The organism is Nitratireductor sp. J20-h4, assembly GCF_056780505.1.
The window spans coordinates 1,656,361-1,669,703 of record NZ_CM165557.1; the positions used below are offsets into that span (position 1 = coordinate 1,656,361).

Genomic DNA, 13,343 nt, shown 5'->3' on the forward strand with positions numbered 1-13,343 from the left:
ACCCTTGCGGCAGTGGAGGAGGAACAGATGCGGATTGGCATGTCGGCCGCGGCGCTTACGGCGCTGGCCTCGATCTTCGCGCTCGCCGGACCCGGCCTGGCGGCGGATCTGGTGATCGCCGAGCCCAACTGGCCGTCCGGGCGCGCCACCGCCCATATCGTGTCGGCAGCGATCGAGCGCGAATTCGGCCTCGACGTCGAGACCCGCGAACTCGGCACGCTGACGGCGTTTGCCGGGCTGGATTCGGGCGAGGTCGACATTCATCCGGAAGTCTGGCGCCCCAATCTGGACGATCTGATCAAGCGCTATGCCGCCGATCGCGGCAGTGTGACGGTAAGCCTGTTCGGCGTGCCGGCCTGGCAGGGCCTGTGCGCCACGCCCGACGCGGCGGCCGCCGGGCTGCGCGACGTCAAGGATTTGAGCGACCCCGAAAAGACCGCGATCCTCGATACCGACGGCGACGGGCAGGGCGAGATGTGGGTCGGCGCGGCGACCTGGTCGTCGACCGGCATCGAGAAGGTGCGCGCCAACAGCTACGGCTATGCCAAGAACCTGACGCTGGTCGAGGCCGAGGAGGATGTCGGCATGGCCGCCGTCGACGCCGCGGTCGCGACAGCACGGCCGATGGTGTTTGCCTGTTATGCGCCGCATCACGTTTTCAAGCTGCACGACATCGTGCGGCTGAGCGAGCCGGATTACGACCGGACGAAATGGAACATCGTCTCGCCGGCCGAGGACCCGCTGTGGATTTCCAGATCGAGCGCGCCGGTGGCCTGGAACATCGCCCATTTCCACATCGCCTACGCCACGGCGCTGGCGACAAAGCGGCCCGAGATCGCGGCGTTTTTGGAAAAGATCGATTTCACGCCGGCCGAGATCACGGCGATGACCTATGCGCTGCAGGTCGACCGCGTCGAACCTGAGGCGCTGGCCGCGCAATGGATCGGCGCGCATGAGCAGCGGGTGAAGGGATGGGCCAAACCATGATGACGAGCAAGACCTTCTCCCGTCGTTCCGCAGCGGTGGCGCTGCTGGCGACCGCGCTCGGGCTCGCCAGCGTGGCCGTGGTCGCCGCGCAGACCCAGATCTTCGATCCGATCACCCGCAAATGGATCGATTACGACCGCAAGAAGGCGCATAAATATTATGCCGCGCACAAGCAGGTGCCGGAGGCCTTCCGGCGCCAGGTGGTGAAGTTCCGCACCGCCGAAAAACCGGGCACGATCATCATCGACGGCAATCAGCATTTTCTCTATCTGGTCCAGCCCGGCCACCAGGCGATCCGCTACGGGATCGGCGTCGGCCGCGAGGGGTTCGGCTGGGCGGGCATCGTCAAGGTCGGGCGCACGGCGGAATGGCCGACCTGGACGCCGCCGGCCGAGATGGTGGCGCGCGACCCGAACGCGGCCAAATGGGCCGGCGGCATGCCGGGCGGACCGGACAACCCGCTCGGCGCGCGCGCGCTTTATCTCTACGAGGGCGGCCGCGACACGATCTACCGCATTCACGGCACGCCGGAACCGTGGACCATCGGCCTCGACGTGTCGTCGGGCTGCATCCGCATGAACAATGACGACATCGTGCATCTGCACGAACGGGTCCAGGTCGGCGCCAAGGTGATCGTGCTGATGCAGGGGGCCGCGCTCTACAAGGGCGTGTGAGGCCGGGTCCGCGAAAAGGACTTGCCGTCCCGACCCGACACGGCGGAGCGCCACCCAGAAGGCGGCCGCAAGGCAGACAGGAAAAAGGCCGCGAGAGGGGACCATGCAGCACAAAAAACCAAGACCGGGCCGGTCGGGATCGATATCGGCCGCGCTTGCGAGCGCCGCCCTGGCGGTTGCGCTGTCGGCATGCGCTACCAGCGATCCCGAACCCGACCAGCGCGCGCGCACCACGCTCAATACCGCACCGGCCGACCTGCAGTTGCTGTGCGCGGGCGCGGCCGCCGAGGCCACTGGCGCGCCGGGCGACAAGGTGCTGCCGGTTTCCTCGCGCCAGCTCAATTCGCAGAACTATCAGGTCGAGGTCGACGCCAACGGCCAGCGCACGAGCTGCATCGTCGACAGCGACGGCAACGTGAAATCCATCCAGCCGGTGTGATCGGCGCCTGCGACGGGACGCTCAGGCGATCGCGGCCCGCATCAGGACGCCCGGAAAGACAGTGCCGTCCGGCAACTCGACCGCCGACGGCTCGACGCGCTCGAAGCCGAGCCGGCGGTAAAACGCCGCGGCCGGCAGGCTCGACTGGCACTCCATGCAGGTAAAACCGCACGCGCTGGCCTCGTCGCGGCAGCGCCGGTAAAGCGCGCGCCCGATGCCACGGCGCATTGCCGCCGGGTCGACGGCGAAATGGCGCAGATTGGCCGTGCCGGCCCGTTCCCGGCCGTCGGGCGCGCAGGGCGACCAGCCGCCGCAGCCCGCCAGCCGCCCGTCCACAAAGGCGACATGGAAGGTGCCGGACGCGATCAGGCCCGGATTGGCGCGGATCATGAAGGGCAGGGCGCGGGCAAGCAGGTCCGCCTCGTACCAGCCGGCATAGGCGGCCGGGTAGGAGAGCGCCAGGAGAGCGGTGATGGCCGCGCTGTCGGCGGCTGTTGCCGGCCGCACCGTAACCGTGCCGCTTTCGTCGTCTCGCCGCGTCTCGCCCATCGTCCGTTTCCCGATCGCCGGCGCAATCCTAACGCGCCTTTGCCGCGCAGTCATGGCGCGCGATTGCAGCCGGCTGCGGGGGGCTGGGCGCGGCGGACCGGCAGCGCCGCGAGGGGGCAAATGGCGCTGCCGGCCGTTGCCTGGCCCGACAAAGCGAGAGCAGACAGATGACAACGCGCAAGCGGCGCGGAAGGTTCCCCGGCGCGCACTCGACCGGCCGGTTCGTTCGTGCCGGGATTTGCTGCTGTCGCGCGGGCTTCCTATCTTAAGGGATGTCGCACCGCCGCGAAGGAGCCCTCAATGTCCGGCAAGCCATCTGCCCCGAAACCAGACACGCCGCGCTCGTCGCCGGCCGCCGACGCCTTCCGCAAGGCGCGCGCGGCGGGCGGCAACGACCTTGCCGAGAACCTGGAGGAGGAACTGCAGGAAGGGCTGGAGGATACGTTTCCCGCCAGCGATCCGATTTCCGCGATTTCGTCGTCGGTCGCCGGCGGACGCCGCGGGCAATAGGTCCAGGGCGGCGATGCCAGCCATTCACAATTGCGCCGGACCGGGAACCGCGCGCCCGGTGCGCGCCGCCACGAGCCGGGTGCGGATGAAGGCGGCGAGGAAGGACGCCGTCATCAATAGCACGATCGTCGGGGCCGGCGCGCTGTCGAGGAAAAACGACAGATAGACGCCGAAAAAGCTCGAGCCGACCCCCACCAGCGCCGAGATCGCCATCATCGGGCCGAAACGGCGCGCCAGGAGGAAGGCGGTGGCGCCCGGCGTGATCAGCATGGCGATCGCCAAAATGATGCCGACGGCCTTGAGCGCGCCGACAATGGTCAGCGACAGCACCGCCAGAAGCCCGTAATGGAGCAGGCGCACCGGCAGGCCGATGGCGCGCGCGTGCTGTTCGTCGAAGGACAAAAGCAGCAGGTCGCGCCGGCGCAGCAAGAGCAGGCCGCACACCAGCGCGGCGATCACGGCGCTTTCGGCCACGTCGGCCCACACCACGCCCAGCATGTCGCCGAACAGGATATGGTCGAGATGCATGTCGGTCTCGATCGACAGATAAAGCACGATGCCGAGGCCGAACATGCCCGAAAACACCACGCCCATGACCGTGTCTTCCTTCACGCGGCTGTTTTCCTTCAAGAAACCGGTCGCGACGGCGCAAATCATGCCGGCGGCGAAGGCGCCGATGGCCAGCGAGATGCCGGCCATGTAGGCGAGCACGATGCCTGGCAGGACGGCGTGCGAGACCGCGTCGCCCATCAAGGACCAGCCCTTCAGCACCAGGAAGGTCGACAATAGCGCCATCGGCAGCGCCACCAGCACGGCGATGACAAAAGCCTGCTGCATGAAGGCAAAGGCGAATGGCAAAAGCAGCGTGTCGATCATGATGGCGTTGCCTCCAGGACGGCGCGCGCCTTGCGGCGGGCGGCCAGCATGCCGTGCTTGGGCGCGAAGACGAAGGCGGCGAGAAACACCAGCGTCTGCATGACGACGATGATGCCGCCGGTGGCGCCGTCGAGGAAATAGGACAGATAGGCGCCCGTCAGGCTGGTGAGCGCGCCGATGGCGACCGAGACCAGGATCAGGCGCGGAAAGCGGTCGCACAGCAGATAGGCGGTGGCGCCGGGCGTGACCACCATGGCGATCACCAAAAAGGCGCCGACGGTCTGCAGCGCGGCGACCGTGGACGCCGACAGCAGCGTAAAAAACACCGCCTTGAGCCAGAACGGGTTGAGGCCGATCGAGCGGGCGTGGTTTTCGTCGAAAAACACCACCATCAGATCCTTCCACTTGGCCAGCAACACGATCAGCGAGACGCCGGAGATGATGACGAGCTGCAGCGTGTCGCCCGGCGTGATCGCCAAGATATTGCCGAGCACGATGGTCTGGATGTTGACCGAGGCCGGCGACAGCGAGACCATGAACAGGCCGAGGCCGAAGAACGAGGTGAAGATCAGCCCGATGACGGCGTCCTCGCGCAATTTGGTGCGCTGGTTCAAGAACAGCATCGCACCGGCGGCGAGCCCGCCCGATAGGAACGCGCCGAGCGAAAACGGCAGGCCCAGCATATAGGCGCCGGCCACGCCGGGCACGATCGAATGGGACAGCGCGTCGCCGATCAGCGACCAGCCCTTGAGCATCAGATAGGCCGACAGGAAGGCGCATACACCGCCGACCAGCGCGCTGACCCAGATGGCGTTGATCATGTAGCCGTAGGAAAACGGCTCGAGCAGGGTCGCGATCATGATTTCGCCCGCCCGGCGGTGCCGTCGGTTTCGGTTTCGGCGTCGAGCGCCGTCGGCCGGCTTGGCGCGCCGTCCTCGCCCTTTTCGCCGTAAAGCACGAACGGGCGCTCGTCGTCGGTGATGACGGTGACCTGACGGGTGTCGGCGTCGTCGTGCAGGTCGGCGCCGCCGAGCACGAAATGGCGCAGCACGCCGCCGAAGGCGGCTTCCAGATTGGCCCTGGTGAAGACTTTTTCGGTTGGTCCGGCGGCCAGGACCGTGCGGTTGATCAGGATCGCGCGGTCGCAGAAGTCCGGCACGCTGCCCAGATTATGGGTCGATACCAGCATGACGCGGCCCTCGTCGCGCAGTTCCTTCAACAGCGTGACGATGGTGGCCTCGGTGGTGACGTCGACGCCGGTGAACGGCTCGTCGAGCAGGATGATTTCGCCCTCCTGGGCGAGCGCGCGCGCCAGGAAGACGCGCTTTTTCTGCCCGCCGGAGAGTTCACCGATCTGGCGCTGGCGAAAGGCGCTCATGCCGACGCGCTCGAGCGCGGCGTCGACCAGGCGGCGGTCCTGGCGCGAGGCAAGGCGCAGAAAATTCATGTGGCCGTAACGGCCCATCATGACCACGTCCTCGACCAGGACCGGAAAATTCCAGTCGACCTCCTCGGATTGCGGCACATAGGCGACCACGTTGCGCTTGAGCGCGCGGCCGGCCGGCTCGCCCAGGATGGAGACCGAGCCCCGGGCGAGCGGCACGAAACCCATGATCGCCTTGAACAGGGTCGACTTGCCGCTGCCGTTGACGCCGACCAGGGCGGTGATCGTGCCTTTCGGGATCGCGAAATCGACGTCGAACAGCGCGGTGTGGCCGTTGCGGTAGGTCACGGTGACCTTGTCGGCGACGAGGCCGTCCAGACCGGCGGACGATCTGGTTTTGGGACGTGTGGCGAGGTTCATTCCGAAAGCCCCTCGGCGATCGTCTCCGTCGTCACCCGCAACAGGTCGAGATAGGTCGGCACCGGGCCGTCGGGCTGGCTGAGCGAATCCACGTAAAGCACCCCGCCATAGGCCGCGCCGGTCTCGCGCGCCACCTGCCTGGCCGGTTTGTCCGACACGGTGTTTTCGGAAAAGATCGCGGGCACCTTCTGCTCGCGCATGATGTCGATCACCTTGCGGATCTGCTGCGGCGTGCCCTGGCTGTCGGCATTGATCGGCCACAGATAAAGCTCCTTGAGGTCGAAATCGCGCGCCAGATAGCTGAACGCGCCTTCACTGGTCGCCAGCCAGCGCCGTTCCTCCGGAATCCGCCGCAGTCGCTCGCGGATCGGCGTGATCGTCGCCATGATCTCGTCGGCATAGGCTTTTGCGTTGGCGTCGTAGGTTGCCGCGTTCCGCGGATCGCGCTCGACCAGCGCCTTGCGGATATTGTCGACATAGATCAGCGCGCTGGTCGGTGACATCCAGGCATGCGGGTTCGGCTTGCCGGTATAGGGCCCCTCGGCGATGCCCATCGGCTCAACGCCCTCCGACACCACGACGCTGGGCACGTCGCGCAGATTGCGGAAGAAGCGTTCGAACCACAATTCGAGATTGAGCCCGTTCCACAGGATGAGATCGGCGTCCTGCGCCTTGAGGATGTCGCCCGGCGTGGGCTGGTAATTGTGGATTTCGGCACCCGGCTTGGTGATCGACACCACGTCGGCGGCGTCGCCGGCGACGTTGCGGGCCATGTCGGCGATCACGGTGAAGGTGGTCACGACCTTCAGCCGTTCGGCAGCGGCCGCAGCGGACGAGGATGCCGCGAAGGCGAGGAGGGTGGCAAAGGCCAGGGTGGTCAGGCGCATATATGTCTCCGGTGCGGATCGGGAAGAATGAGGTCGATCATGACAATACCGCTTCGGCCTTGCTTGTCAATGCAAATGCAAATCGTTTGCAACAAAAAAAGCGTTGGAACGGACGACCGCGTCATTTGCAACTGATTGTCATCTGGACCATAGTCCGGCGATGACGGAACACACGACAGGACGGGTCGACCACGAGACGGAGCTGCGCAAGGCAGGCATTCGCATCACACGCCCGCGCCGCATCATTTTGCGCATCGTTTCGGAAACCGACGACCATCCCGACGCCTACGAGATTTTTCGCCGCGCGGTGAAGGAGGACAAGAACATCTCCCTGTCGACCGTCTACAGGACGATGAAGCTTCTGGAGGAGCACGGCACGATCCAGCGCCATGCCTTCGCAGGCGGACCGTCGCGGTTCGAGCATGCCGGCGAGGAGCACCACGACCATCTGATCGATGTGGAGACCGGCGACGTGATCGAGTTCCGCTCCGACAAGATCGAGAAACTGCAGGACGAGATCGCGCGCGAACTGGGCTACGACATCCTGCATCACAAACTGGAACTCTATGGCCGCAAAAGGCGCTCCGCATGAGTTTTTCGCCGCTGGCCCAATAGCCGTAAAACCAGCCGAGGCCGGGTTTTCGCCGCAATTTGGCGATACCGGCCACAATTGAAGGACCGTCCGTCAACGGCGGTCGACGAGGAGAGGGATTTTGATGATCAACAAGAAAATCGTGGCCGCCGCCTTTGTCGCGGCATTCGCGGCCAGCGCCTGCACGACCGACCCCTATACGGGCGAGCGCAAGGTTTCAAACACCGCCGGCGGCGCCGCGCTCGGCGCGCTGGCCGGCGCGGGCCTGGGAACCCTGGCCGGCGGCAACGACCGCCGCAACGCGCTGATCGGCGCGGGCATCGGCGCGCTCGCCGGCGCGGCCGTCGGCTCCTATATGGACCAGCAGGAAGCCCAGCTGCGCGCCGACCTGCGCGGCAGCGGCGTCGGCGTCACCCGCCAGGGCGACCTGATCGTGCTCAACATGCCCTCCAACATCACCTTCGACAGCGACCAGGATGCGGTCAAGCCGGGCTTTTACGGCACGCTCAATTCGGTGGCGCTGGTGCTGAAGAAGTACAACCGCACCATTGTCGACGTTTACGGCCACACCGATTCGACCGGCGACGACAATTACAATTTGAACCTGTCGCAGCGCCGCGCCTCGTCGGTGGCCGGCTATCTGAGCGGCCAGGGCGTCGATCCGCGCCGCTTCGCCATCGTCGGCCTCGGCGAGACCCAGCCGATCGCGTCGAACGCGACGGCGGCTGGCCGGGCGCAGAACCGGCGCGTGGAAATCCACCTGGCGCCGATCACCTGACGCCGCGCCGCACGGCGATTTTTCCGACAACAAAAGGGCCGCCCCGCGCGGCCCTTTTTCATGGCCGCCCGCGCCCGTGGCGGGGCGCAGAAACCTAGTCGTCGTAAAGCACCGAAACCCGGTTGCCGGGATGGCGTTCGATGCGGCAGGCGAGGTGAATGGATGGGAATGAAGCGCCCCGTGCATGAGCCTCGACACGCTCGCGTTGAATTACGAACAAGGACGCGAGATATGATGAAGAAGATCAATTAAGCTGGCCAAATTGCACCGTGTGAATTTGGCGTCGGGAGGGTCGCATCGGTTGTGTCTTGTGTTGATTGCAATCGGTGATATTATTTCGGAGTAATGATTCGATGAAGTCGATGTTTGTTCGGTCGTTGGCATATGTAGTTGATATTGCTCCTAAGGAGGTTGGGAATGGCGGTACGGCATACACCTACAGGAATCGTGCACAGTGGCTCAGCGGGCGGCACTACGGGTTGTGGATTTAATACAAGAGATAATCCTTCTCACTGGGTCAATACACATGAGCGTATTACGTGTGACAAAAATGGATGTAAGAATTAAAATTGAGTATATCTATTTGAGTTCTTAGCTTGTAATTTGGAAGTGGCACCGAGAATTCCTCGGGCGTGAATGCAGGAGTGCCCTCGGACACGGCGGACCAGAATTTGTGATGGTCTTGGTGGCGGCATTCCTCAGAAGTGCCTCGCGAGAGTGACAGGCTATTCAAGGCCCGGTTGTAGTTCGACGATTGAGGCGGCAGGAACAGGATCCGCCAGCCGAACCTTCTGACCATTGCCGACGGCGGCTGGCCGGGCGCAGAACCGGCGCGTGGAAATCCACCTGGCGCCGATCACCTGAAGCCGCGCCGCACGGCGATTTTTCCGACAATAAAAGGGCCGCCCCGCGCGGCCCTTTTTCATGGCCGCCCGCGCCCGTGGCGGGGCGCAGAAACCTAGAGCCGTTCTGCTTTTCACGGAATCGCAGACCGGCCCTAACTTATTGTTTTGACGCGTTTTTGAACGGCGAAGCGGCTTCCACCTCGCCTGGAAACCCTCTAGTCGTCGAAAAGCATCGAAACCCGGTTGCCGGGATGGCGTTCGATGCGGCCGGCGAGGTCGAGCTCCAGCAGGATCATGAACACCTGGGCGGCGTGCAGGCCGGTATGGCGGATGATGTCGTCGACGCCGGTCGGCGTCGGCCCGAGCGCCTCGATCACCCGGGCGCGGTCGGCGTCGCCGGGCGGCGGCGTGGCGGCGAAATCGGGCGGTTCGTCGAGCGTGTCGGCCGGCGGCACGGCGCGTCCGAGCAGCGGCGCGACCTGGGCCAGAATGTCGTCCACGTCGGTGACCAGCAGCGCACCGTCCTTCAAAAGCCCGTTGGTGCCGGCCGCGCGCGGATCGAGCGGCGAACCCGGCACGGCAAAGACCAGCCGGCCCATCTCGCCGGCGAGCCTGGCCGAGATCAGCGAGCCGGAACGCCGCGCCGCCTCGACCACCACCAGCCCGTGGGCGAGCCCGGCAATCAACCGGTTGCGGCGCGGAAAGTCGCGCGAGCGCGGCTCCCAGCCAAACGGCATTTCCGTCATGACCGCGCCGCCATGTCGGGGAATTTCTTCGTAGAGCCCGTGATTTTCGGGCGGGTAGGGCTTGTCGATGCCGCCGGCCAGGACCGCGATCGTGCCCGTCGACAGCGCGCCCTCGTGCGCGGCCGCGTCGATGCCGCGCGCCATGCCCGAGGCGACGGCGTAACCTTCGCGGCCGAGCGCGGCGGCAAACGCGCGGGCGAGCTTGATGCCGGCCAGCGAGGCGTTGCGGGCGCCGACGATGGCGAGCGTGGGCAGGGCGAACACGGCCGCAACGCCGATTACCGTGATCAGCGGCGCGGGATGCTCCATCACCCGCAGCAGCGGCGGATAGTCGGGCTCGCCGACGGCGATCATGCGCGCCCCGTGCGCGGCCGTCGCCTCCATCTCGGCCTCGGCCGCCTCGGCCGTGCACACCGCCACCCGGCGCGCGCCGCCGCTGCGCATCAGCTCCGGCAGCGCCTCGAGCGCGCGCTCGGCCGAGCCGAACCGGTTGATCAGGTCGCGGAAAGTGGCAGGTCCGACATTGTCGGTGCGGATCAGGCGCAGCCAGGCGAGGCGCTGACGGTCGCTGAGACGACCGGCACCGGCGCCCGCGGCCATTACCCCTTGGCCCCGATGCGCGTTTCGGTGCCCTTGAACAGGCGGGCAATGTTGGCGCGGTGCTTGAAAAACACGATCACGCTCATCAGCGTGAACAGTTCGGCCGCCTGGACATGGTTGAGGAGGTAAAGGGCGACCGGCACCACGACCGCCGCGACCAGCGCCGCCAGCGAGGAATAGCGGGTGAGAACAGCGACCGAAAGCCAGGCAAGCGCGAAGGCGAGCGCGCCCTGCCAGGCGAGCGCGACCAGCACGCCGAGATAGGTCGCGACACCCTTGCCGCCCTTAAAACCGAGCCAGACGGGAAACAAATGGCCCAGAAAGGCCCCGAGCCCGGCTGCGACCGCCTGGTCGGGCCCGTAGAGCCCGGCGACAAGCACGGCGACGACGCCTTTCAGCGCGTCGGCAAGCAGGGTGAGCGCCGCCAGCCCCTTGCGGCCGGTGCGCAGCACATTGGTGGCGCCGATATTGCCGGAGCCGATCTTGCGCACGTCGCCGAGGCCGGCCAGCCGGGTGATCACAAGGCCGAACGGGATCGAGCCGAGCAGATAGCCGAAGACGAGGGCGGCGATGAGGTAGGGAAGGGCCAATTGCCAGCTGATCGGATCGGGCATGACGGTTCCTGTGCGGGGCGGCGGCCGATGTCAGGTTGCAAACACTGTGCGGCCTGCCACCATGGTTTGCAAGACCCGGCCCTGCATGCGCGCGCCTTCGAAGGCGGTGTTCTTGGATTTCGAGCGAATGTCCGCTTCACGCACGATCCACGGCGCGTCGAGATCAACCACGATCAGGTCGGCCGGCGCGCCGGGCGCCAGCCGTCCGCCGGGCAGGCCGAAGCGCCGCGTCGGGGCGGCCGACAGAAGTTCGGCCAGGCGCAGGAGCGGCACCTCGCCATTGTGGTGAAGCCGCAGCGCAGCCGCCAGCAGCGTTTCCAGGCCGATGGCGCCGTCGGCCGCGTCGGCGAACGGCAGCCTTTTGGTGTCGACGTCCTGGGGATCGTGCGAGGACACGATCATGTCGATCGTGCCGTCGCGCACCGCCTCGACCATGGCCAGCCGGTCCTCCTCCGCGCGCAGCGGCGGCGACAGGCGGAAGAAGGTACGGTATTCGCCGATATCGAGCTCGTTGAGCGAAAGATGGTTGATGGTCACGGCCGCCGTCACGTCGGCACGGTCATTTTTGGCGCGGGCGACAGCGCTGGCCGACAAGGCGGTGGAGATCGAGGCGGCGTGATAGGCGCCGCCGGTCAGCCGCGCCAGATAAAGGTCGCGCTCGAGCGGGATCGCCTCGGCCTCGCGCGGGATGCCGGGCAGGCCGAGCCAGCTGGCGAACAGGCCCTCGTTCATCACTCCCGACGCGGCGAGGTCGCGATCCTGCGTGTGATGGGCCAGCACGATGCCGAAATCGCGCGCATAGGTGAGCGCGCGGCGCATCACCAGCGCGTTGGCGATCGTGCGGCGCCCGTCGCTGAGCGCAACCGCGCCGGCCTGGCGCAGCAGGCCGAACTCGGTGATTTCGCGCCCGTCGAGGCGCCGGGTGATCGCCGCGGCCGGCCACACATTGACCATCGCCGTGTCGCGCGCGGTGCGCAGGACGAACTCCACCAGCGACACGTCGTCGATCACCGGGTCGGTGTCGGGCATCATCACGATCGAGGTGACGCCGCCGGCCGCGGCCGCAGCGCTCGCCGAGGCGATGGTTTCGCGGTGTTCGGCGCCCGGCTCGGATACGAACACGCGGGCATCGACCAGACCCGGCATGACGACGCGGCCGCCGCAATCGACGGTGTTCGCCCCCTCGGGCAGACCCTGGTTGCGGGCCCCGGCGCCGGCGGCCGCGATGACGGCGCCGTCGACGATCACCGTGCCCGGCTCGTCGAGGCCGCGCGACGGATCGACGACCCGTGCATTTGTGAAGGCGGTGATCATGGCGCGTTGTCCCGGCTGCGGCGCGGGTCGAGCAGCGTCTCCATCACCGCCATGCGCACCGCCACCCCCATTTCCACCTGTTCCTCGATCACGCTTTGCGGCCCGTCGGCGATTTCGGAGGCGATCTCGACGCCGCGGTTCATCGGGCCGGGATGCATGACCAGCGCGTCCGCGGCGGCGCATGCCAGCTTTTCGGCGTCGAGGCCGAAATAGCGGAAATATTCGCGCACCGACGGCACCAGCGCCCCGGCCATGCGCTCGCGCTGCAGCCGCAGCATCATGACCACGTCGGCGCCGGCGAGGCCTTCCGCCATCGAGCGATGCACCTCAACGCCCATCTGCGCGATGCCGGCCGGCAACAATGTCGAGGGCGCAACCACGCGCACGCGCGCGCCGAGCGCGTTTAGAAGGATAATGTTGGAGCGGGCGACGCGCGAATGCAGGATGTCGCCGCAGATCGCCACCGTCAGCCGGGCGATGCGCCCCTTGGCGCGGCGGATGGTGAGCGCGTCGAGCAGCGCCTGGGTGGGATGTTCGTGCGCGCCGTCGCCGGCATTGACCACCGAGCAGCCGACCTTCTGCGCCAGAAGCGCGGCCGCGCCGGCCGCGCCGTGGCGGATGATCAGGATGTCGGGCCGCATGGCGTTGAGCGTCATCGCCGTGTCGATCAGCGTTTCGCCCTTTTTGACCGACGAGCTGGCCACTGCCATGTTCATGACATCGGCGCCGAGCCGCTTGCCGGCGAGCTCGAACGAGGACTGGGTGCGGGTCGAGGCCTCGAAGAACAGGTTGATCTGGGTGCGCCCGCGCAGGCTCGAGGTCTTTTTTTCCGGCTGGCGCGAAATCGCCACGGCGCGGTCGGCCCGGTCGAGCAGCAGCTCGATATCCTGCGGCGACAGCCCCTTGATGCCCAACAGATGGCGGTGCGGGTAGAGCGGAAGGGCCGGGTGCTGGGTCATCTCAAGGCGCTGCTATAGGGCCGGGCGCGGCCGGCCGCAAGCCGCCGCCGCCGCGCCGGCGGCTTCTCCCCAGGGAATCGACCCGCCGAAACGCCCGGGTGCTTGCGCCCGCGACGGAATAGTGTTCGCGTACAAGGCGATGCCTAGGCTATAACAGCCTGACCGGTGT

The 13,343-nt window shown here is 66.7% G+C and carries 15 protein-coding genes; 6 read left to right on the plus strand and 9 right to left on the minus strand.

The window, feature by feature from the left end; all coding sequences use genetic code 11:
* The first annotated feature begins 33 nt into the window (after positions 1-33).
* From ACT2B0_RS08065 to ACT2B0_RS08075, 3 genes are all read left to right on the plus strand, one after another.
* Positions 34-987 carry an ABC transporter substrate-binding protein gene (locus ACT2B0_RS08065; protein WP_473465858.1) on the plus strand — a complete coding sequence of 318 codons (954 nt, stop codon included), beginning with the start codon at positions 34-36 and terminating at the stop codon, positions 985-987.
* A complete protein-coding gene (locus ACT2B0_RS08070; protein WP_473463374.1) occupies positions 984-1,661 on the plus strand; it encodes a L,D-transpeptidase in 678 nt (225 codons plus the stop codon). Before ACT2B0_RS08065 ends, ACT2B0_RS08070 begins: the two co-directional genes overlap by 4 nt.
* A 103-nt stretch (positions 1,662-1,764) precedes the next feature.
* Positions 1,765-2,100: a hypothetical protein gene (locus tag ACT2B0_RS08075; protein WP_481658469.1), complete on the plus strand. Its 336-nt coding sequence runs from the start codon at positions 1,765-1,767 to the stop codon at positions 2,098-2,100.
* A gap of 21 nt (positions 2,101-2,121) precedes the next feature.
* Here the strand turns inward: ACT2B0_RS08075 and ACT2B0_RS08080 are convergent, their stop codons facing one another.
* Positions 2,122-2,649, minus strand: coding sequence for a GNAT family N-acetyltransferase (locus ACT2B0_RS08080; protein ID WP_473463377.1), 528 nt, complete (start codon positions 2,647-2,649; stop codon positions 2,122-2,124).
* 300 nt (positions 2,650-2,949) lie between these two features.
* Here ACT2B0_RS08080 and ACT2B0_RS08085 point away from each other — a divergent pair, with 300 nt between their 5' ends.
* Positions 2,950-3,159 (plus strand): hypothetical protein, encoded by a 210-nt coding sequence (locus tag ACT2B0_RS08085; RefSeq protein ID WP_473463379.1) that lies wholly within the window; start codon positions 2,950-2,952, stop codon positions 3,157-3,159.
* Positions 3,160-3,183: 24 nt separating this feature from the next.
* On the opposite strand, the gene ACT2B0_RS08090 is transcribed toward ACT2B0_RS08085, so the two are convergent.
* From ACT2B0_RS08090 to ACT2B0_RS08105, 4 genes are read right to left on the minus strand one after another with little or no spacing between them, the layout of a single operon-like run.
* On the minus strand, positions 3,184-4,035 hold the full coding sequence (locus ACT2B0_RS08090; RefSeq protein ID WP_473463382.1) for a metal ABC transporter permease: 852 nt from the start codon (positions 4,033-4,035) through the stop codon (positions 3,184-3,186).
* Entirely contained in the window at positions 4,032-4,895 is an 864-nt protein-coding gene (locus ACT2B0_RS08095) for a metal ABC transporter permease (protein WP_473463385.1), read from the minus strand. The genes ACT2B0_RS08090 and ACT2B0_RS08095 overlap by 4 nt, the downstream gene beginning before the upstream one ends.
* A complete protein-coding gene (locus tag ACT2B0_RS08100; RefSeq protein ID WP_473463387.1) occupies positions 4,892-5,839 on the minus strand; it encodes a manganese/iron ABC transporter ATP-binding protein in 948 nt (315 codons plus the stop codon). Before ACT2B0_RS08100 ends, ACT2B0_RS08095 begins: the two co-directional genes overlap by 4 nt.
* Positions 5,836-6,726 carry a metal ABC transporter substrate-binding protein gene (locus ACT2B0_RS08105; protein ID WP_473463390.1) on the minus strand — a complete coding sequence of 297 codons (891 nt, stop codon included), beginning with the start codon at positions 6,724-6,726 and terminating at the stop codon, positions 5,836-5,838. The genes ACT2B0_RS08100 and ACT2B0_RS08105 overlap by 4 nt, the downstream gene beginning before the upstream one ends.
* Before the next feature lie 160 nt (positions 6,727-6,886).
* Between ACT2B0_RS08105 and ACT2B0_RS08110 the strand changes: the two genes are divergently transcribed.
* Together ACT2B0_RS08110 and ACT2B0_RS08115 are read left to right on the plus strand one after the other, a co-directional pair.
* Complete coding sequence (locus tag ACT2B0_RS08110; protein WP_350065193.1) at positions 6,887-7,318, plus strand: Fur family transcriptional regulator; 432 nt, start codon at positions 6,887-6,889, stop codon at positions 7,316-7,318.
* A 127-nt stretch (positions 7,319-7,445) separates the two neighbouring features.
* Positions 7,446-8,096: a YiaD family glycine zipper/OmpA-like lipoprotein gene (locus ACT2B0_RS08115; protein WP_473465860.1), complete on the plus strand. Its 651-nt coding sequence runs from the start codon at positions 7,446-7,448 to the stop codon at positions 8,094-8,096.
* Between the two features lie 1,060 nt (positions 8,097-9,156).
* Here ACT2B0_RS08115 and dprA read toward each other — a convergent pair.
* From dprA to ACT2B0_RS08135, 4 genes are read right to left on the minus strand one after another with little or no spacing between them, the layout of a single operon-like run.
* Positions 9,157-10,287 (minus strand): DNA-processing protein DprA, encoded by a 1,131-nt coding sequence (gene dprA, locus ACT2B0_RS08120; protein WP_473463392.1) that lies wholly within the window; start codon positions 10,285-10,287, stop codon positions 9,157-9,159.
* The gene (gene plsY, locus ACT2B0_RS08125; RefSeq protein WP_473463395.1) at positions 10,287-10,901 is read right to left on the minus strand and encodes a glycerol-3-phosphate 1-O-acyltransferase PlsY; all 615 of its coding nucleotides are present in this window, start codon (positions 10,899-10,901) and stop codon (positions 10,287-10,289) included. Before plsY ends, dprA begins: the two co-directional genes overlap by 1 nt.
* A gap of 30 nt (positions 10,902-10,931) precedes the next feature.
* Complete coding sequence (locus ACT2B0_RS08130) at positions 10,932-12,215, minus strand: dihydroorotase (protein ID WP_473463397.1); 1,284 nt, start codon at positions 12,213-12,215, stop codon at positions 10,932-10,934.
* A complete protein-coding gene (locus tag ACT2B0_RS08135) occupies positions 12,212-13,174 on the minus strand; it encodes an aspartate carbamoyltransferase catalytic subunit (protein WP_473463400.1) in 963 nt (320 codons plus the stop codon). The genes ACT2B0_RS08130 and ACT2B0_RS08135 overlap by 4 nt, the downstream gene beginning before the upstream one ends.
* Positions 13,175-13,343 lie beyond the last annotated feature (169 nt).

Bases quoted from the DNA above. Each gene is read 5' to 3' on its own strand.
- ACT2B0_RS08070 (WP_473463374.1), top strand. From the start codon at position 984: ATGATGACGAGCAAGACCTTCTCCCGTCGTTCCGCAGCGGTGGCGCTG.
- ACT2B0_RS08075 (WP_481658469.1), top strand. From the start codon at position 1,765: ATGCAGCACAAAAAACCAAGACCGGGCCGGTCGGGATCGATATCGGCC.
- ACT2B0_RS08080 (WP_473463377.1), bottom strand. From the start codon at position 2,649: ATGGGCGAGACGCGGCGAGACGACGAAAGCGGCACGGTTACGGTGCGG.
- ACT2B0_RS08085 (WP_473463379.1), top strand. From the start codon at position 2,950: ATGTCCGGCAAGCCATCTGCCCCGAAACCAGACACGCCGCGCTCGTCG.
- ACT2B0_RS08090 (WP_473463382.1), bottom strand. From the start codon at position 4,035: ATGATCGACACGCTGCTTTTGCCATTCGCCTTTGCCTTCATGCAGCAG.
- ACT2B0_RS08095 (WP_473463385.1), bottom strand. From the start codon at position 4,895: ATGATCGCGACCCTGCTCGAGCCGTTTTCCTACGGCTACATGATCAAC.
- ACT2B0_RS08100 (WP_473463387.1), bottom strand. From the start codon at position 5,839: ATGAACCTCGCCACACGTCCCAAAACCAGATCGTCCGCCGGTCTGGAC.
- ACT2B0_RS08105 (WP_473463390.1), bottom strand. From the start codon at position 6,726: ATGCGCCTGACCACCCTGGCCTTTGCCACCCTCCTCGCCTTCGCGGCA.
- ACT2B0_RS08110 (WP_350065193.1), top strand. From the start codon at position 6,887: ATGACGGAACACACGACAGGACGGGTCGACCACGAGACGGAGCTGCGC.
- dprA (WP_473463392.1), bottom strand. From the start codon at position 10,287: ATGGCCGCGGGCGCCGGTGCCGGTCGTCTCAGCGACCGTCAGCGCCTC.
- plsY (WP_473463395.1), bottom strand. From the start codon at position 10,901: ATGCCCGATCCGATCAGCTGGCAATTGGCCCTTCCCTACCTCATCGCC.
- ACT2B0_RS08130 (WP_473463397.1), bottom strand. From the start codon at position 12,215: ATGATCACCGCCTTCACAAATGCACGGGTCGTCGATCCGTCGCGCGGC.
- ACT2B0_RS08135 (WP_473463400.1), bottom strand. From the start codon at position 13,174: ATGACCCAGCACCCGGCCCTTCCGCTCTACCCGCACCGCCATCTGTTG.